At 72.6% G+C, this 19083-nt stretch carries 17 protein-coding genes; all 17 read right to left on the bottom strand.

Translation table 11 applies throughout. The annotated features are described in order from the left end of the window. Window positions 1–161 precede the first annotated feature (161 nt). The 17 genes from LMU33_RS38405 to LMU33_RS38325 all read right to left on the bottom strand — a co-directional run bounded on the left by LMU33_RS38405 (window position 162) and on the right by LMU33_RS38325 (window position 19018). Window positions 162–2252: a condensation domain-containing protein gene (locus LMU33_RS38405; RefSeq protein WP_228626345.1), complete on the bottom strand. Its 2091-nt coding sequence runs from the start codon at window positions 2250–2252 to the stop codon at window positions 162–164. Window positions 2253–3154: 902 nt separating this feature from the next. Next, window positions 3155–3514: a hypothetical protein gene (locus LMU33_RS38400; protein ID WP_228626342.1), complete on the bottom strand. Its 360-nt coding sequence runs from the start codon at window positions 3512–3514 to the stop codon at window positions 3155–3157. 186 nt (window positions 3515–3700) lie between these two features. Then, complete coding sequence (locus tag LMU33_RS38395) at window positions 3701–4522, bottom strand: AfsR/SARP family transcriptional regulator (protein WP_228626339.1); 822 nt, start codon at window positions 4520–4522, stop codon at window positions 3701–3703. Window positions 4523–4729: 207 nt separating this feature from the next. Beyond that, entirely contained in the window at window positions 4730–5632 is a 903-nt protein-coding gene (locus LMU33_RS38390) for a 4'-phosphopantetheinyl transferase family protein (protein WP_228626336.1), read from the bottom strand. A 115-nt stretch (window positions 5633–5747) separates the two neighbouring features. Further along, window positions 5748–6482, bottom strand: coding sequence for a phosphopantetheine-binding protein (locus LMU33_RS38385; protein WP_228626333.1), 735 nt, complete (start codon window positions 6480–6482; stop codon window positions 5748–5750). A 39-nt stretch (window positions 6483–6521) separates the two neighbouring features. Then, entirely contained in the window at window positions 6522–7397 is an 876-nt protein-coding gene (locus LMU33_RS38380; protein WP_228626331.1) for an AfsR/SARP family transcriptional regulator, read from the bottom strand. Window positions 7398–7680: 283 nt separating this feature from the next. Then, window positions 7681–7881 carry an acyl-CoA carboxylase subunit epsilon gene (locus tag LMU33_RS38375; RefSeq protein ID WP_228626328.1) on the bottom strand — a complete coding sequence of 67 codons (201 nt, stop codon included), beginning with the start codon at window positions 7879–7881 and terminating at the stop codon, window positions 7681–7683. Window positions 7882–7964: 83 nt separating this feature from the next. Further along, on the bottom strand, window positions 7965–10010 hold the full coding sequence (locus tag LMU33_RS38370) for a condensation domain-containing protein (protein ID WP_228626325.1): 2046 nt from the start codon (window positions 10008–10010) through the stop codon (window positions 7965–7967). Window positions 10011–10134: 124 nt separating this feature from the next. Beyond that, on the bottom strand, window positions 10135–11025 hold the full coding sequence (locus tag LMU33_RS41800) for a 4'-phosphopantetheinyl transferase superfamily protein (RefSeq protein WP_228626322.1): 891 nt from the start codon (window positions 11023–11025) through the stop codon (window positions 10135–10137). Next, window positions 11022–12341: a hypothetical protein gene (locus LMU33_RS38360; protein ID WP_228626319.1), complete on the bottom strand. Its 1320-nt coding sequence runs from the start codon at window positions 12339–12341 to the stop codon at window positions 11022–11024. Before LMU33_RS38360 ends, LMU33_RS41800 begins: the two co-directional genes overlap by 4 nt. 56 nt (window positions 12342–12397) lie before the next feature. Continuing rightward, window positions 12398–13342, bottom strand: coding sequence for an SRPBCC family protein (locus LMU33_RS38355; RefSeq protein ID WP_228626316.1), 945 nt, complete (start codon window positions 13340–13342; stop codon window positions 12398–12400). Between the two features lie 93 nt (window positions 13343–13435). After that, a complete protein-coding gene (locus LMU33_RS38350; protein ID WP_228626313.1) occupies window positions 13436–14269 on the bottom strand; it encodes an AfsR/SARP family transcriptional regulator in 834 nt (277 codons plus the stop codon). Between the two features lie 210 nt (window positions 14270–14479). Beyond that, a complete protein-coding gene (locus LMU33_RS38345) occupies window positions 14480–15142 on the bottom strand; it encodes a ScbR family autoregulator-binding transcription factor (protein WP_228626311.1) in 663 nt (220 codons plus the stop codon). A 313-nt stretch (window positions 15143–15455) separates the two neighbouring features. Further along, the gene (locus LMU33_RS38340; protein ID WP_228626308.1) at window positions 15456–16115 is read right to left on the bottom strand and encodes a ScbR family autoregulator-binding transcription factor; all 660 of its coding nucleotides are present in this window, start codon (window positions 16113–16115) and stop codon (window positions 15456–15458) included. 118 nt (window positions 16116–16233) lie between these two features. Next, window positions 16234–17010, bottom strand: a complete 777-nt coding sequence (locus LMU33_RS38335) for an SDR family NAD(P)-dependent oxidoreductase (protein WP_228626305.1) — start codon at window positions 17008–17010, stop codon at window positions 16234–16236. Beyond that, a complete protein-coding gene (locus LMU33_RS38330) occupies window positions 17007–17756 on the bottom strand; it encodes an HAD family phosphatase (protein WP_228626302.1) in 750 nt (249 codons plus the stop codon). The genes LMU33_RS38335 and LMU33_RS38330 overlap by 4 nt, the downstream gene beginning before the upstream one ends. 29 nt (window positions 17757–17785) lie before the next feature. After that, a complete protein-coding gene (locus LMU33_RS38325; RefSeq protein WP_228626299.1) occupies window positions 17786–19018 on the bottom strand; it encodes a cytochrome P450 family protein in 1233 nt (410 codons plus the stop codon). Between the last annotated feature and the right edge of the window lie 65 nt (window positions 19019–19083).

Here is a 19083-nt window from a genome sequence, read left to right as displayed (position 1 = left end):
CCGGGAGGGCCGCGCGGGACGACCGGGACCGGTGCGCGGTACACCCTCCGACGACGACATCGACTGGCCTTGACGTGCTCTCCCGGCCGGGGCCGGGCGAGATGCACACACCGACGCCCGGGCACCCTCACCGCGGTCCCGGCCGGCGCGAGTCCGGCGCCTCAGGACCGGGCAGGTGGCGCGCTGGCTCGTTGCAGGGCCCTCGCCAGGCCCCGGGGGCCGTCCGGATCGTCGCCGGCGCCGCCGACCACGACCAGGGGGGTGCGTGTCCCGGGCCCCGTGACGTGCCGGGCCAGTTCACAGGCGAGGGCGCCGGAGCCGGAGTACCCGCCGAGCACGAGCCGGCCGGGCGAGCGCGCCAGCCGGCCCAGGGCGACGGCCGGGTCGGTGTCCTCGCCGGCGGTGAGCCGGAGCGAGGTGAGCGCCTCCGGCCCGTGGTAGTGCCGTACCAGCTCCCAGTGCCCGGTGCGCGGCGCGCCCGGCACGTCGACCAGACACACGGTTGCCGCCGTGGGTGCCGTAGCACCGCGCAGCGACGCCAGCGGCGCCGTGTCCGGGGCGGCGGGACCGTCCGGTACCCGGGGCGTCACGGCGTCCGGCAGCCGGGCCAGCACGTCACCGACGGTGGTTGCCTCGGTCGCGGCGTCCGGCAGCAGGCGCAGCAGTCGCACGGTGTGCGCCAGCAGCGTCCGGGCGGCCCCGTCGTCGACGAGGCCACGGTCGTACACACAGGTGAGCGTGAGAGCGCGGCGGGCGTCGTGGCCGGCGCGCAGCCGCAGGGCGTACCCGGCGGGCGATCCGGCGGCCTCCTGTTCCTCCAGGTGGATTCCGTGCGCGGCGAGCGTGTCGCCGTAACCCTCCTCGGGACGCGGACCGCAGTCGAAGGCGAGCAGGCCGCCGGCCCGTGGCCCGCCGCCGTGGCCGGGGTCCGGCGCCCCGGCGGCGATCCCTTCGTACGCGGCCATGTCCAGGACCCGGTCGCGCAGTTCGCGCAGCAGTCCGGGCAGACCCAGCCCGGCGTCGACGGCGACCGTGACGGGCAGGGCGTTCTCGAACGGGCCGGGGATGCCCTCGATGCCCTCCAGGAGCAGTCCGCGGCCCGGAAAGTCCAGGCCGAAGCCGACGACGGCGGGCCGGGGCGCGGCGCCGGACGCGCGGTACAGCAGCATCGCCCACACCGCCTGCAGCACGCTGCTCTCCGCGACGCCCCAGTGGGCCGCCCAGCGGGCCAGGTGTGCGCTCTCGGCCGGGGACAGGGCGGTGCGGTGCACACCGGTGCCGCCGCTGCCGGCGGGCGGGGCCGGGACGGGCAGGGTCGGCGTCGAAGCGGCCGGCCGGTGGGCGGGCCGGCGCCAGAAGTCGTCGGCCGGGGCGAGGTCCCGGGCGCCGTACCAGCGGGCGCAGTCGCCCAGGTCGGGACGGCGTTCGCCGCCGGGCAGCACCCCGTCGGCGAGGTAGGCACGGCAGCACTCGCGCATCAGCAGCCGGACGCTCCAGCCGTCGAGCAGGGCACGGTGGTAGGTGAGCAGTACGTCGGTGAAGGGCGCCGCCGCGTCCGCGGGGCCGCTCTCCAGCAGCGCCACCCGCAGCGGTCCGGGGCGGCGCAGGTCGAAGAGGCGGGCCCGCTCGCGGGCGAGCAGCACGGCGCGCCGGATCACCGTGCCGTGACGGTGGCGTACGACGTCCAGGGGGCCGCGGTCGAAGACGACGGCACGCGGCCGCGGGTCCCAGATGAAGCCGGTGCGCAGCACGCTCTCATGCGCGCCGACGGCACGCCAGGCCGCCTCGAAGCGGGCGGTGTCGAGGGGGCCGTACCAGCGCCAGACGACCTGTTCGACCTGGTGGTCGGGCCAGGCCAGGGCCTCGGCGAGGCGCTGCTGCTGCAGGGGGGTGACCGGTTCGGTGCGCGGCAGCGTCCCACAGGGCAGGCCGGCCGGTCCCGCGAGGGGCCCGGCGCCCGGCCGGCCGTCGTGACCCGGTTCGGGGGCAGCGGTGAGCAGGTCGGCGAGCAGACCGACGGGATAGGGCGCCGGCGCTGCGGTGCCGCCGGGGAGTTCGACCGTGTGCAGGTCCGGGCCGTGTCGCAGCAGCCGGGGCTCCGGGTGCCGGACGCCCGGACGGATCTCCGCGATGCGGTGCAGGGCCCGGTGGAAGCAGGCGGTCTCCAGTGGCCCGTGCAGTTCCAGGGTGCCGTGGGCACCCCGCTCGGGGTCGATCACCGCACACACGCCGACAGGCCGGACGTCGTTCATCGCCTCCCCCTTCCCCAGGACAACGGGACGACCGCTGCGGAACGGAAGGCCGCACCGCGCGTGCCCAAGACGCCCCGCGGAACCGCGCCGCGCACACCGCCGGCCTGGACGTCCCGCGGGCATACGGCTTCGGTCCCGGCGGCGGCACGGGCCGGCCGATGTGGCGCTCTCCCATGGCCGTCCCCTCCCGCTCAGCCTCCTCACGCTAGCCCTGTGGTGTCCCGTCCGTCCGTTTTCTCCAGCGACCCGCGAACCATGCCCGACCTGCGCTCGTCCGCCGTGGCCGGCCCTCGTTCGCCTGGCCGGCCCTCGCGCGCCGTGCAGGGCGCCCGCCCGTGCGTCAGCGGCGCCCGCGTGCCGCTCCTGCACCCGGCGGCTCCAGCCGCAGGCACGCTTTCCCGCCGAGCGGCGAGGGGCCGGGAGCCGGTCGAAGCCGGCTGTGCGCAGGGCTCGTTCGGCGCACAGGCGGCGCCGTTCCGGCTGCGGCGACAGCACGACGGGGCGCGGGTCGCGGTGGTCGCCGGGGAGGGTGGGCGAACAGCACGGTCCGCCGGAACTCGGCGCGCGGCAGCTTCCGGTCCGCCACCTGGCAGCCGCACCACGACCGGCCCGACCGCCGGTCCGGAGGGGAAAGGCACGGCCGTGCCCCCGTCCGCGTCGGCCACGGGGGACCGGCCCTCCAGGGCCGACCGGAGCGCACCCGCTATTACGCCGTAATAGCCCTGCCCCGGCCGCCGGACCACTCCGCCGTTACGCCGTAACAGCCCGGCCCCGGGTCGGGGCCGGCCGTGGCCTACGCCGTCCGAGGGCGGGGCTGGGCACGCTCAACTGCTGTGCCGAAGCGAAGCGTTGCGAAGAATCGCCGAAGAATCAACGAAGAGTTGCCGCCGAGCGCGTGCCGGTCAGCTCGCCGCCGCCCGGGGCACCAGCATGTCGTGGTAGTGAGCGACCCGTCCGGCCGAGTCGAAGCCGAGTTCCGCGACCAGCGACCAGACCGCCCGTCCGGCGCGCGCTGTCGCCCTCAGCACGACGGCGTCGCCGTCGGCGAGGACGCTCTCGGCCGTCAGCCCCAGTTCCTTGGGCAGCGCCCGCCCGCCCGTGCCGGCGAGACCGGCCCAGTGCCGGGTGAGCTGGTTGACCTCGCCCCGGTTGCCCGCCGCGACCAGCGCGAGGACGAGTTCCTTGTTGCGCTCGCGCAGGCTGCGAGCGGTGAGGAGTTCGTGCAGTACCCCGCTGAGGGGCTCGGTCAGCGCAGACACCATGACGAGGGGTCCTTCCTCATGGTTCGTCATCCCGCACAGCTGTCGCGGACACCATGCCCACCGCTGCTGGAGAGGGGGTGGAGAGCGGGTGCAACGTGCTGCGAGCCGAACCCTGGCCTCGCGGGTGCCGCGTTCCGCGAGGTGTACCGCAGGCTCCCGGATCCGTGGCCCTGCACGGGCCGTCCGTCACGCCGCGAACAGGTCGAACGTCGAGGAGTGGCGGGGCCCCGCCAGCACGTCCAGCTGCGGATCGACGGACAGCATGGCCTGGTGCATGCGCTGCAACTGCGGCGAGGGCTCCACGCCCAGTTCGTCGATGAGCCGCATGCGCAGCCGGCGGTAGACCTCCAGCGCGGTGGCCTGCCGGCCCGACCGGTACAGCGCCACCATGACCTGCGAGTGCAGTCCCTCGTGGTGCGGATGGCGGGCGGTCAGTTCGGTCAGCTCCGCGATCAGCTCCGAGTGGCGGCCGAGCCGCAGATCGGCGTCGATGCGCCGCTCCACGGTGACCAGCCTGCTCTCCTGCAGCCGCATCACCTCGATGTCGAGGACCGGCCCGAGTTTCACATCGACCAGGGGTGCGCCGGTCCACAGGTCGAGTGCCGCGCGGAACCGCGCCGCGGACACCTCGTCGTCCCCCTCCTCGAACGCCGCCTGCCCCTGCCGGACCAGTTCCTCGTACTGGTGCACGTCGACACAGCTTCTGTCGATCTGCAGCAGATATCCGCCGTGCCGCGTGGCGAGAATGTCCTTGGCCCCGGTCGGCACGCCCGGGCCCATGGCCGTACCGAGCCGCCTGCGCAGTTGAAGTATGTATGTCTGCAGGGTCGTCAGCGCGCTCGCCGGAGGTTCGGTTCCCCAGAGTTCTTCCATGAGCGTGGGAACGGGCATGACCCGCCCCGGATAGAGTGCCAGCAGCGACAGAACCTGCCGCGGCTTACCGGCCGTCGGAACGATTGATCCCCCGTTGACCTCGGCACTCAACGGACCCAGAACCTGAATCTTCATGGTGTCCTCCCCACTTCGTCGAGTTCCTTGTCCAGTTCCTTTTGGTGGCCAGAAATCTCCGCCGCTACGCACGCTAGCCGTGTCCGTGCCCCCCAAGCGTTTTTCTGTAGCGGCCCTCTAGCGGCACTCCAAGTGGGGTGTTGCACAGGGCCGTTGCCGCACCAAAGAACACATGTACCAATGCTGGAATTGAACTCTGGGTTCCGGTTAGGGATTTCCGCCCGACGTCAATAGCACGGCGGATTCCCGGTCTTTTCGGGGCAACTCCTGGTCGTGCGGCGCGTCCACGGGCTCGGGCAGGGTGACGGTTTGCGGGGCGGCCCGGTCCCAGGGGAATCCGATGTGCAACTCCAGGTGCGTGACGGAGGGTTCGTCCGCGGGTACGGCCACCGCCGCCAGCACCTCGGGCACCGGCTCCAGTTCCAGGAACCGCCAGCGCCCGGCCACGTCGTCCGCGGGCGGCCGGAAGGCGAGCACCCCCCGGTCGTCGGCCAGGGAGAAGGAGAACTCGTCGAAGGGCAGCCCGAGCCCCAGTCCACGGGCCTTGGAGTAGGCCTCCTTCAGGGTCCACAGCCTGAGCACCCGGCGGTCCCGCTGCCGTCCCGGGGGCGCACCGGCCACCCACCGCTGTTCCTCGGGGGCGAAGGTGGTCAGGATGGTCTCCAGGGCCCCCGCCTCCCGGCCCAGGCCCTCGACGTCGACGCCGATGCGTTGCCTGCGGACGATCCCGAGCAGGCTGTAGCCGCCCGCGTGGGAGAGGTTGAAGTCCAGGTGGTCGCCGCCTCTCGGCAGGCCGCCGGGCAGCGGCTGCAGGAAGGGACGCCCGCGCGAGGAACGCCAGATGACCAGCTCCGCCTCGGCGAGGCCGGCCTCCAGCGCCAGCGCCCGGCGGACCAGGGTGTGGGCGACGAGGTACTGCCGGCGGTCGCGTTCGAACAGAAAGCGGGCCGCGGTCGTGTGTTCACGCTCGTCGAGCCAGTGCGAGGCCAGGATCTGGGCGACGGCGGGCGGCAGGGCGTCGTTGGGGCACAGCCACAGCTTCACCGGGGGCACCGTCTCGTGGTGCGGTGCGGCCCCGGCGCTGAGGGACTCCGGTGCGGTGATGGTCATGGTGTCGTTTCGTCCGTCTCGGTTCGCCGTCCCGCTGCGGACGGCACCACGTCGCGGCTCGGGGCCGCCGGGGCCGAAGCAGGCCGGGAGCTGCCGGTTGGGTGGTGCCCCTGGTTCAGGCGGAACGGTCCGCCAGGAGTGCGGCGGCCTCGCCGACGCCGATCCGGTCGCCGCGTACCGCGTCCAGGAGCGCCACCAACTCCTCCTGGGACAGCGGGGGCCGCTTCGCGGGCGCGGTGGCCGGCGGCTCCTGCCTCGCCCCCGCTCCGGCCGGCGCGCCGCTGCCGGCGTCCGGCGCCGCGGGGGTCACCGTGCCGCCGGTGCGGGAGGCGACGTAGGCGGCCATGGCGGCGAGGCTGGGGTGCTCGTGGACGGTGACGGGGCGTTCGTTCAGGCCGTAGGCCCGGTTGACGCCGGCGACGAAGTCGGCCGCCAGGATGGAGTCGATGCCCAGCTCCGCGAAGGCGGCACCGCCGTCGATCTCCCACGGGTCGCAGTGCAGGATCCGCGCGAGCTGCTGGCGCAACACCTGCAGCACCTCGGCCGAGGCACCGGAGCCCTGGACAGCGGGTGCGTCGCCGGCACCACGGCGGAGGGCTGTCAGGTGACGGGCGAGCAGCGCCGGCGTGGGGTGTTCGTAGAGTGCCGCGCCGGTGATCCGGACGCCGAAGCTCCGGGCGACGGCCGCGACGAACTCGACGGTAAGCAGGGAGTCCAGGCCGAGGACGGGGAAGGGCTGTTCGGGGTCGATCCGGTCGGGGTCGACGTCTACGACACCGGCCAGCACGGCCGTGAGCTCGGCAAGGATGTCTCCGTGGCCATCGGAAAGTGCCGTCGGCTCACTGGTCATGGTGGATGCCTCCAAGGATCGGCCCCTCGCTCCGGAGGGTCAGTGGGTCGGTGTCAGGGGTCCGGCGTGCGGGACCTGCGCGGCTCGGGCAGCGCGGGCCGGTGCCGCGGGGCCCATTGCGGTCTCGGGCGCGGCCATCAGGATCGAGTGCTGGAGCCGGCGCAGCCGCGGTGACGGTTCCAGGCCCAGGTCGCGCCCGAGGGTGGTGCGCAGTTGCCGGTAGACGTCGAGCGCCTCGCCCCGCCGCCCCGAGCGGTGCAGCGCGATCATGAACTGGGCGTGCAGGTTCTCATGGGTGCGGTACCGGCTCGTCAGTACGGTGAGCTCGGCGAGTACTTCGCGATGCCGGCCGAGTCGCAGGTCGGCCTCGATGCGCTGGTCGAGTGCGCACAGCCGGCTCTCCTCGAGGCGCTTGGCCTCCATGGCGAGCTGGACCCCGGTCTGCACGTCCGCGAAGGCGGATCCCGACCACAGGTCCAGGGCGGAGGCGAGGGTGCGTGAGGCACCCGCGAAGTCACCGGCGTCCATGGCCCGGTAGCCCAGTCCCGCCAGCCGCTCGAACTCCCGGACGTCACTGGCACCGCCGCCGGAGGAGAGCAGGTATCCGCCCGGCAGGGTGAGCAGCACGTCCTTGGCGGTACGGCGTTCCCGCTCGGCAGCGGGCTGCTGTCCGGTGCCGTGGGCCAGCGCCGCCGAGATGAGTTCGCGCAGTTGCAGCACATAGGTCTGCAAGGTGGTGCGCGCGCTGCGCGGCGGCCGGCCCGACCACAGTTCCTCGACGAGCGAGGCGACCGGCACCACCCGGTCGGCGTGCAGCGCCAGCAGCGCCAGCACCTGGCGTGGCTTCGGCGCCGTCGGGGCGACGGACACCCCGTTCTCCCTCACGTCCAGTGCACCCAGTACGTCGATGTCCACGCCGTCTCCCCTAGTCATGTGTGCCGCTGGCACTCCACGATTTAAAAACAGCACGTACGGTATGTCAATACGAGACCGCTCACCCTGTTTTTTTGATCTTCAAGCGGAAGTGCAGCAAGCCTCGAAGACGGTCGCCCACCAGCCAACTCATCAAGCTACAGGCCAGCTTGGCGACCCGCATGCCCGACCTCAGGCTGATACGTGCCCCCCAAAAGGGGAGAAATCGTCGGGAGAGAACAGACCACTAACCCTTTAGGAGCTACCAGTAAACAGACCAAGAGGTTCAATGCCAGCTGCGCGATCCCCGGTAGCCCCCCGGCCGCCACCACCAGCGCGGGCCGTCGACCGGCCGCGGCTGTGCGTCCTCGGCCGGTCGACGGCCGCGCAGGGCCAGCAGTACGACGGTCAGGGCGGCCAGTTCCTCCTCGGTCGCCGTGCCGCGCTCGACGCGCAGAGCGGGTTCCCCGCGGTCCGTGTCGCCCATGCCGCCTCCCCTTTTCGGCCACCGTCGGTCATGGCACTCAAGGGGTGCTCTCGGCCCGCTCGAACATGCGGCGACGCCACCGGTCAGGCGCTGCGCGCCCGCACCGCCCGCAGGGCCCGGGACAACGCCTCCGCGCTCTCGGCCGCACCGCCGACCCCGGTCATCACCACGGCCGGAGCCTCGCCCGTCCGCTCCGCCGTACGCCGGGCGATCTCATGGGCGACCCGACCGGCCGGACCGGCACCGCACAGGGTCAGCCGCCGCCCGTCACCGAGCAGTTCCCGCAGGGGATCGGGTGGTACCGGCCGGCCCGTCACACTGAGCGACACGATGCGCTCCGGCCCCTCGTGCTCGCGCATGAGCGCGTCGTACACACCCGGTGTGACGCCGGGGACGGTGACCAGGCACACGACGTCCGCCTCGGGGTCCCCGGCCCGCAGCACCGTGAGCGCGAGCCCGGTGCCGCCGGGTTCGGACGGTGTCACTCGGGGCACCTCGGAGATGCTCAGCAACCGCAGGGCGTCGCCGACGGTGAACCCCTCGTCCGGGTGCTCGGGCAGACTGCGCAGCAGTCGCAGGCACTGCGAGAGGGTGCCGGAGGCGTCGGTGTCGGTGAACCTGGCCCGGTCGTACAGGGCGGTCAGCACGAGGGCGCCCTCGGCGTCGTAGTGGGCGACGAGCGTGACCGGCAGGGTCGTGTCACCACCGGCGCTCTGCGGCACGCCCACCCGGATGCCCTGCGCCGCCAGTTCGGCCCGCAGGTTCTCGGGCAGTTCGGGGTGGCTGTCGAAGCGGACGGTGGTCTCGGTGAGGTCGGCTCCGGGGGCGCGCCCGCTCCACTCCCGGATCTGGTCGGCGCAGACCCAGGCGTAGGGGCTGAGGTCGAGCGCGGCGTCCCGTACCTGCAGCAGCAGGTCCACCAGCGGCGCGGCGGGGTCCACGGTGACCGTCATCGGCAGCGGGTTGCCCAGCAGTCCGGGTACGTCGGCCGCGGCCCGCAGTGACATGTCCCGCCCGGACAGGTGCACGCCGAAGGCCACCGGCAGCGGGCCGTCGGCCCCGGCCGCCCGGTACAGCAACAGGGCCCACACCACGTGCAGGGCGCTGCTCTCCCCCGCCCCCCGGCCCGCGGCCCAGGAGCGCAGCCGGGAGGTCTGGGGCGGCCTGAGCCTGCGCTGGATCCGGCCCGGCCCCTCGGTGTGCCGCGGTGGCCCGCCGGGGCGGCCCGGGCTGACGGCTGCGCCGGCAGGCGGTGCGGCCGCCGCCCAGAACTCCCGGGCCCCGGCCGGCTCCTGGCGGGTCAGCCACTGGGCGTGGTCCCGGATGTCGGGCCGCCGGTCACCGCCGGGCAGCACGCCGCCGGCGAGGTAGGAACGGTAGAACTGCCGCACCAGCAGACGCGCGCCGCGCTCGTCGAGCAGAGCCCGGTGATACGTCACCAGCAGCCGGGTGGGCGACCGCCCGGGGCCGGACGTGTCCGACGGCCCGTCGAGCAGGGAGACGCGCAGCAGACCCGGCCGGTACAGCTCGAAGCCGCGGGCGCGGTCCTGCCGGAGCAGTTCGCTCCAGCCGACGTCGGCCTGCACATGGCGTACGACCTCCACGACCGCGCGGTCGTGGAGCACCAGGCGGGCGGCGCCGGTCCAGTCGAAGGAAGCCCGCAGCACCGCCTCCCGCTCGGCGACGGACTGCCAGGCGGTGATGAACCGGCTGAGGTCCAGCGGCCCCGTCCAGTCCCAGAAGATCTGCTCCACGTGCCGGCCGGGGCCGCCCTGATCGCCGACCGCCGCCGCGAGCAGTGCCCGCTGATGCCCGGTCACGGGGATGGTGCCCGCCGCGAGCGGCGCCAGCAGGTCGGCCAGCAGGTCGTCGGTGAGCGGCCCGCCGGGTTCGCCCGGGCCGCGGGGGGCGAGCCGCAGGAGATACCGACCGGAGCGCGCGGCGTCCGGTACGTCGTCCAGTTCGACGTCGTACGCCCGATGGCGCTCGGCGACGCGCGCGGCGACCGCCTCGGCATCCGCGCGGCCCAGTCCGCACAGCTCGAAGACGAGCGGCGACCAGGCCTGGGTGCCGAGCGGCTCGTGCACCACGGCGAGGACGGCGCCCCCGTGCGAGTGATGACTCCTCATCCGCTCCCCGGCGTGCCGGACACCTCTGCCGCAGCAGCCGTGTCCGACACCCCGACCTCCTTTTCGAATCGTTTCTGCACAGCGCGTTCGGGCAGGGCCGGCCAGCCCCGCCCGACGCGTCCGCTCATCGCTGCCCGGGGCTTTGCCGCCCCGGAAAGCCGATGACCCGGGCGCCGTGCGGCGGCTCCGCCGAGGGCGGCCGCCCCGGTTCGTCCGCGGATGACGGGGCCCGGGCCCCGCCCGGCGCCGCCGGCGCGGCGTCCTGCCGGTGGGCCTCGCTCACCAGGAAGCGCTCCTCGACGAGATGGGTGGCAAAGGCCCACTCCCCGGCCGTGTCCCCGGTGAGCCGGACGGTTCCCGCCGCGTCCCGCCCGAAGCCGAACGCCGAGAACCGGCGCCGCATGCCGTGCCCGAGCGCCTTGGTGTACGCCTCCTTCAGCGTCCACAGGCGCAGGAACCCCTCGGTGCGCTCCTCCTCGGGCAGGGCCGCGAGCAGTTCGGCCTCCTCGGCGGTGCACACGTGGTCGCGCAGCGCCTCGAAGGAGATCCGGCGCCCGGCGGGCTCGGCGTCCACGCCGACCGGCCCGGCACGGCTGACGCCGACCACGATCAGCTCGTCGGTGTGGCTGAGGCTCACCTGCAGATCCGCGCCGAGCCCGCGCAGCACGGGCCGCCCGCCCGGCAGATAGGCGAGGTCGAGCCGTTCGGCGGGGACCTGGAGAGCCGCGGCGGCCGTGTGCTTGAGAACCACCCGGGAGACGGCGAGGCTCAGCCGGCCGGCCGGGGCGGGATGCTGCCGGTAGCGGGGCCAGTCACGGCCGAGCAGCGTGCGCAGCCCGGGATCGAGCAGGGCAGGTGTCAGCCACTGGCCCCACGTGGTGTGCACCACCGCCCTGCCCGTCCGCTCGATCCGCTCCTGGACCTCCTCCCACGGCCCGTCCGGCCCGGGAACATGGCAGGGCGGCGGGAACGGCGGCACCGGTGTGCGGCCGTGCGCCGCGCTCCTTCCGCTCACCACAGCAGCCTCGTCGCATGGAGGTCGCAGTCCACGCCGTCCGACGCGCGCCGGGCCAGCTCGTCCCACACGCCCGGCTGCGGGTCGGGGGTGCGGTCGGGCAGGGGCTGTCCGAGCCGCTCGGTGATCCGCCCGAGGGCCAGCAGCGCCCAGCCGGCTCCGCCGAGGAAGGGCAACCGCGCCCCGGCCGCCGCTTCCCGCACGCCCAGTGTGGCGGCGGCCAGCACCAGCAGGGCCTGACGGTTCGCCAGGGCGCGCGCCGCCGGGTCGGCGGGGTCGTGCACGGTGGTGGCCGCGCAGGCGACCCGCAGCGCCCGCTGCTCGGTGACCAGCCTGCGGCCGATCCGGGCGAGCGCCGCGGTGTCGGCATCGTCGGCACCGGCCAGCCGGGCGGTGGCACCGGCCAGCGTGGCCGCGACGGCCCACGGGCAGTCGGCGCCCGGCGCCACGGCGGAGGCCGCCTCGGTGATCCGGAACAGCACCGCGAGCTGTCTGCCGTCGTCCGGCCGCGAGCCGCCCGCCGCGCTCAGCCCCTGCACGATGCGGGTCTGAGCGGCACTGGCGGCCGGCCAGTCGGCCCGGGCGAACGCCCGGTCCCGCACAACCCTGGCCAGCGTGCGCCGTTCGACGGTGCCGGCGTCGAAACCGCACTCGTTCAGCACCAGTTCGAGATCGCCCAGCAGCTCACCGACCAGTTCGGGCACGAGGTACCCCACGACGGCGGCGAGCGACTCCCCGGCCCCCTGCTCCGACGTCCCCGGGCCGTCCGCGTCCGGGCCCGGCCAGGAGCAGGACCGCAGGGCCACGGCCGTCAGGCTCTCGCAGGCCAGCAGGTCCGCGAAGCCCGAGGCCAGGATCGGCCGCCACTGCCGGGCAGCGGCTTCGTACCTGCTCAGGCCGTCCACGATGCGGGCCACGCCGCGCAGGACGCCACCTGCCGACGCGAGGAGAGCCGCCGGCCCGAGCAGCGCGGCTGCCGGGTGCGGCACCGGTGTGCCCAGCAGCGGTCGGATGCTCCAGGCATGGGCCAGGGCGAGATCCCGGCGGAAGAGCGGGCGCAGGGCGCGGGCGAGTTGATCGGCGGCCGGCACCTCCCCGGCACCGGGCAGACCGGCGGGCGGAGCGGGCAGACCGTCGTGCCCGGCGGCCCACAGGGCGGACCGGCCGTAGGGGTTGCCGGGGTCCCGGGGGTCGCCGAGCAGCGCCTCGAGGCGCGCCGCACACCGCGCCGCGCCGGCCTGTTCGTCCGCGGGGGGTGAGGAGGTCGGGGTCGTCAGGGGCCGCCCGGCATGCGGGGCGGGCCGGGTCAGGGCCATCGCCGATCTCCTCGTCGTCGTGGTAGCGGTCGCCGTACGGTCGTTCCCCGTCGGGCTCATCGCAGTCGGCGTACGGCGCTTTCGGCGTGCCACCGCGCCAGGCTCAGGACCTCCGTGCTCGACCGGCCCAGCCACTCGCGCACGTACCGGCGGGCATCCACGAGAAGAGCGCCTTCGCCCAGGACGGTCTCCACCGCGCTCTCGCGGAGCATCACGTGGTGGACGGAGACGACCCGCACCCCGGTCGCATCGGGTTCCAGGTACCACTCTCCGTACTGTGCGGCGACGGGGTCGGGCGTCGCGGTCTCCTTGTGGACGATCCGTCCGGCGGCCGGGAAGCACAGCCGTACGGCCTCCGAGACCAGCGTCTGTCCCGTCTCCGGGGCACAGGCGCGCAGGACCGTCGCCTGCACACCCGGCTGGTCCTCGGTGACCTCGGCCGACTCGACGTGGGGAACCAGGTCGACCCAGTCCTCGACGCGGTAGAGGAAGTCGTAGACGAGTTCCGGGGAGCCGTTGACGTACACGTCGTCCTCGAAGGACAGCAGCAGTTCGTCCAGCCGGTCCCAGCGCTCGGCCGCCTCACGCACCGCGACGAGTTCGGCCCGTACGTCCGTCTCGAGCGCCTCGGGCAACTCCCAGGGCCCGGCCGGGCGTTCATGGCGCAGCGTCAGCAGGCACCGGTCGGCGCCGTCGGGTGCCACGCTCCAGATGCCGGACGTCGGCGCACCCGGCAGCAGGGCATCCTGCAGTTCGAACTCGATACGGCGCTCCCCGGGCCGCAGCACGCGGCGGGCGAGCGCGGAACACACCTGGCCGTGCCGCAGGTACCACAGCCGCAGGCTCTCCTCGGCACCGTCGAAGTCGATGCGTTCGACATGGACGAAGGGGGGCAGCAGGACCGGCCAGCGCGGGGTGTCGGCGAGCAGGCCGTAGACGACACCGGCGGGCGCCACGACCGAGACGGTGTGCTGGGCGGAGTGCACTCGCTGCGACGACATGCGCGACCCCCTCCTCCAGATGGGGTCAACGCTGCACGGCCGGGCCTGAGCGGTGCTCGATTCCTGTTGGAGAGGGTGCGAAGTGGCGTGGTGTCAGCCCACGGGGACCACGGACGCGTTCGTCGCGGGGCGGGCCGGCAGGGTGTCGGGGCCGGACATCAGGATGGAGCGCTGCAGCTTGCCGAGCGCGGGGGACGGTTCGAGGCCCATGGCGCGCACCAGGGTGGCGCGCAGCCGCTGGTAGGCGTCGAGCGCCTCGCCGCGGCGGCCGGAGCGGTACAGCGCGAGCATGTACTGACCGCACAGGCTCTCGTGTGTGGGGTACTGGTTGACCAGCACGGTCAGTTCGGCGAGCAGTTCACGGTGTCGGCCGAGCCGCAGGTCCGCCTCGACGCGCTGGTCCAGCGCGCACAGCCGGCTCTCCTCCAGCCGCTTGGCCTCGGTCCGCAGATGGGGGCCGGTGTGGACATCGGCCAGCGCGGGGCCGGACCACAGATCGAGCGCCTCGCGCAGCAGACGGGCGGCCTGGGGGTAGTCCTCGGCGTCCATGGCCCGGTACCCCGAGCCGGCGAGACGTTCGAACTCCCGTACGTCACTGCTGCCGTCGCCGCCCTTGAGCAGATAGCCGCCGGGTACGGTCAGCAGCACGTCCTTGGCCTGGCAGCGCTGTCCGGTGCCGTCCCCGGCGCCACCCTCCAGGGCGGCGGAGATGAGTTCGCGCAGCTGCAGGATGTAGGTCTGCAGGGTGGCGCGGGCGCTGCGCGGGGGCTTGGCCCCCCACAGCTCCTCGGCCAGGACCCCCACCGGGACGACCTGACCGGCGCGCAGCGCCAGCAGGGCGAGCACCTGGCGCGGCTTGGGTGCCGTCGGCGTGATGGACACCCCGTCGAGCCGTACGGCGAGTGTGCCGAGTACCTCGATGTCCACGACGTCTCCCCCGCTGGTAGGTGCCAACTGAAGCGTTCCCCTAGCACCCCCCAGTAAAAAACAGCGCGTGCGGTATGTCAATCCCATACCGGTTGCCCAACTTGAATTCCAGGCAGACCCGAGAACCCGTCGAGGCGGCCGGACGCCCGCTGCCGGCACGGGCTCCGGCATCGCCGAGAGCCGCAGCGGCGAGCCGGCCCCACCGTGGTGTCAACTGTTTGCAACCGTGTGAGCGGACCCACCCGGGCTGTTGGTCCGGGCCACCCCCGGACCGGTCGGCACCAGGCCGTGCTCTGGGGACGACGCGAGCCGCGGCAGGATGAAGGTCCAGAACTGCGCCACGCGCTCCGCCGCGAGCCAGGCGCGGTCCGCCGCACCGGCGGCCTGGAAACCGAGGGTGGCGGCCACGACGGCGACCGTCGCAGCCTCCGGCGAGACGTCGTGCGCCAGTTCGCCCGCTCGCTCGGCCTGCGTGATCAACTCGTGCACCAGCGTGTGCCACCAGTGCAGCATCTCCGCCCCACCCTTGCGGGAGGGATCGCAGCTCAGCCTGAAGCCGGCCCTGACGACGGGATCGGCGGCGAGGACGAGCAGCAGGCGGCAGGTGGTGTCCACGAGCGCCTGCAAGGAGGTGTGGGCCTCGGAGCGGCAGCGCTCGGCCAGCTTGCGCACCGACTCCGCGGCCTCGGCCTCCACCTCCGCGGCCAGGGAGTCCTTGCTCGCGAAGTGGAAGTGCAAAGCTCCGGAACTGACTCCGGCCCGCTTGCTGATGGCGGGCAGAGTGGCCAGTACATAGCCCTCGTCGGCGAAGATCTCGGCCGCCGCGACGATGAGAGTCTGACGCGTACGAGCCGCCCGCACCTGCTTGACCACCGCGTCCTCCTCCGTCCCGTTCTCTCACGCAGGATCATATTAAACCGCATGACTGGTTGGTTTAGAAGCGAGTCGTCGCCGAGAGCAGCTTCCGCGAGCTTCTGCCGGGAAGAGTAAAGCCCCCTGTTCAGGCTCCTGGAGCCGCCTTGGGACCACATCAAGACCGACAATTGATCATCAACTAAACAGCACACGTAGTCTGTTCCATACTCCTGTCCCACGAGAAACGGCGACGAAGAAAGGGCAGCGCATGAAACCTTCTGTCCGGTTTCAGAACGCTGCCCTTTTCAAGCTCGCCGCAGAGGGCCGCTTGTCAGGACTCGGTTGCCACGAGCGCCTCGGCGCGCCTCGCTTCATCGATGACCCGGGCGCCCCGGTCGGGCGCCGTGTCCAGTCTGATCAACGCCGCGGGCGTGGCGATGGCCGGCAGCATGTGGTTGAAGAGGACGGAGATCCTCTCGCTCAGGTCCGACCAGTCGCTGGAGGCCTCGGAGAACATCTGCGTGCCGATCCATGCTCCGAGGAAGCACTCGGCCGACTCGGCGGGGACGACGTGCGGCATGACCTCGCCACGCTCCTTGGCCTCGGCCAGAAGCTTGGTGGACAGCTCGATCCAGGCGGGCCAGGCACTGCCGAACATGCGGCGGCCCTGCAGGTCCGCCGACAGGCGGATGCCCGCCAGGAGAATCACGTCCCTCGGAATCTGGTGGGCCAGCACCATGCCCACGTCCACCCACTCCTGGAGCTTCAGCTCGCGCGGTGTCCAGGCGCTGCTGGAGATCTGCGCCTCGATCACACCGCGGGCCAGGGCCTCTTTCGAGTCGAAGTGGAAGTACAGAGCGCCCTTGGTGACACCGGCCCGGTCCAGGATCTCCGCGATGGTCGCCGCCGCGTAGCCCCGCTCGGCGAAGACCTCTGCCGCGGCCTGAATAACAGCACGTCGGGTCCGTACCGCACGCTCTTGCCGTGCCATGGGACCCTCCCTAGCAGAGAAATTAAAACCGAACGCTACGTACCTTACCCTCTCTACACCTCGTTACCTCAGCCACGCGGCGACAAACATGGCGTCCGGTCCGGTGCGCGGCCCGGGTTCACCATGCGGTTCGGCCGCCGTCCACGGGCAGCGTCGCGCCGGTGACGAAGCTCGCCTTGTCACTGCCCAGCCAGGCGGCCGTCTCGGCGACCTCCACGGGATCGGCGGCCCGGCCCTGGGGCGCGGAGCGGTAGGCACGTTCCTCTGCTTCCGGGCTGTGCCTGAACCACTCGTCGATCATTTCGGAGCGCGTGAGTCCCGGAGCGATCGCATTGACCCGTATGCCGTGCGGGGCGTACTCCACAGCCGCCGCCTTCGTCAGTCCGATCACTGCGTGCTTGGCGGCGATGTAGGGCGCGGCCGTCGAGGAGGCGACCAGCCCGCCGACACTGCTGGTGTTGACGATCGCCCCGCCACCGCCCGCCAGCATCGCCGTGATCTCGTGACGCATGCAGTTCCACACACCGCGCACGTTGGTGTCCATGACCAAGTCGTAGGCGTCGTCCCCGAGCCGGTGCAGGGGCTCCTTCGGGACCCCCGCACCGGCATTGTTGAAGGCAATGTCCAGGCGTCCGTGGCGCTCCACGGCGTGTTCGACCGCGCGTCGGACCTCCTCGCCGCTGCGCACGTCCGCGACCCAGTGGCTCGCTTCCGCCCCGGCCTGACGCAGTTGGGCGACAAGGTCCAGCAACCGCTCCTCGCGGCGGGCGCAGAGAACGACCGCGGCCCCCTGGCCGGCGAACACGCGCGCCGCGGCGGCGCCGATGCCGCTGCTCGCCCCGGTGATGAACGCGACCTTGCCGGCCAGCGGAGCCGTATCTCTGTCGGCGGTCACGAAAGCTCCTCCCGCCCGAGCGCACCAGCGGCCCCGATGCCCTCGTCCTGCTGCCACACGCTGCCCTCGCCGGCCTCGCGGTCCACGGCACGGAGCAGTTGCTCGTCGATGCCGGACAGGCTCGACACGATGTGCCGGACACCCGCCTGCCGCATGAGGCTCCGCTGGAATCCGTGCGCGAAGGAACTGGGGTGCCCGATGAAGGGGACATCCAGTTCCCGGGCCCGTTCGGCCACGGCCGCCACATCGTCGATGAAGACCACCTGGGCGGGGGCCAGGCCGAAGAAGTCCTGGGTTATCTCACGGACGCCCGGGCGGAAGTCATTGGTGCAGATGTAGCGCGGCTCGGTGAAGAGGGAGGCCCACGACCCGAGGTGACTCTCGAAGTGGTCCTTGTCCAGACCGCCGTAGCACACGATCTCGAGCCCCAGTGCCCGCAGCCGTTGAAGGAGCGCGACCGCCCCGTCGAGCAGCCGCAACGGGTCTGTGCGCAGGTACCGCTCACGTTCCGTGAAGTAGGCCGCGAGTATCTCCTGGGGACCGGCCGTGCTCCCGGTCGCTTCCGCGAAGGCCTGGGCGGCGGTCAGTTGGTGCTGGGAGAGGAAGGCCCGCTCAAGGTCGGCGGTGTAGGTGAGGCCGTGCTGGAGGACCAGTCGGTGGATGACCGGGCTGAAGGTGTCGTTCAGCAGGACGCCGTCGATGTTGACGGCCGCGAGCCGCAGGGTGCGCAGCGGAGGGTGTGACACAGGAGTTCTCCCTGGGGTGATGAGGAAGGTCAGCTCTCAGGCGTCAGCAGGACGGGGAGTTCGGCGTGCCCACTGGAGATGAAGGACTCCGAACGGCGCAACTCGTGGGCCGGCACGGCCAGCCGGAGGTGCGGGAAGCGCTCGAAGAGAGCCGGCAGGGCGATGGTCGCCTCGCTCATGGCCAGCGGACGGCCCAGGCAGTGGTGCACACCGTGGCCGAAGGAGACGTGTTCGCGGCGCGCGCGGGTCACGTCGAAGGTGTCGGCGTCGGGACCGTGGGTGCCCGGGTCGCGGCCGGCGGCGACGAGCGACAGGAGAATCGGCTCCCCGGCGGGGACCACGGTCCCGTCCAGTTCGATGTCCTCGATGGCGAAGCGCAGCGGGATGTTGGCCACCGGGGCCTGGCAGCGCAGCGTCTCGTCCACCACGGCCTCCCAGGTGACAGCACCCTCGCGGACGAGCCGGAGCTGCTCGGGATGAGTGAGCAGTGCGCAGATGGCGTGGTCGAGGAGGTTGATGGTCGTCTCGTGTCCTGCGCCCAGGATCAGGTGGAGCGTGTCCACGAGTTCCTTCTCGGTCAGCCCTCCCCCGTCCTCGTCCCGCATGGCGATCAGGGCGCTGGTGAGATCGGCGGCCGGCTCGGTGCGTTTGCGCCGCACCAGGTTGTTCAGGAGTCCGTACAGCTCGATCTGGTTCTGCTGCGCCTTCTCGGGCGTGGTCGAGGTGGTGAACAGGGTGTTGACCACCCGGTGGAAGTCGTGCCGCTCCTCGTCGTCCAGGCCGAGCATCTCCGAGATCACCTGCAGGGGCAGCTCGTAGGCGAACTCCCTGCGCAGGTCGACGGGTTGATCCGCCGGACGGCGTTCCAGGCGGCTGAGCAGCTCGTCGGTGATCGCCCTGATACGGGGCTGCAGATCCGTCACGCGCCGGGTGGTGAACGCTCCGGCGATCAGCTTGCGGAGCCGGGTGTGGTCCGGGCCGTACGCGGTGAGCATGCTGCGCACCGACACCCACATGGCGAGCGGCCACGAGTCGTCCACCTCACGGCTTATCCACGCGGGCCAGTGCTGGTAGGCGTCCTTGGACACGGCCGGGTCCGTCATCACCTGCTTGATCAGGTCCAGTCGGTTCACCGACCAGGCCTTCACCCCGCCCGGCAGCACGACTTGGGCAACCGGACCGAGCTGCCGCAGAACAGCGGCCTCGCCGTGCAGGTCCTGGCCGGACGGGTCCAGGACCAGGGGAACGGGGAGCTTGTGCACAGCTGCCTCCTGTGAGACCAAAAGAAACCGCGAAACGGGTTTTTTAATGCAAGAGCGAAGTCCAC

The organism is Streptomyces barringtoniae (assembly GCF_020819595.1).
GTDB classification, from domain to species: domain Bacteria; phylum Actinomycetota; class Actinomycetes; order Streptomycetales; family Streptomycetaceae; genus Streptomyces; species Streptomyces barringtoniae.
This window is presented reverse-complemented; position numbering and strand designations above follow the sequence as displayed.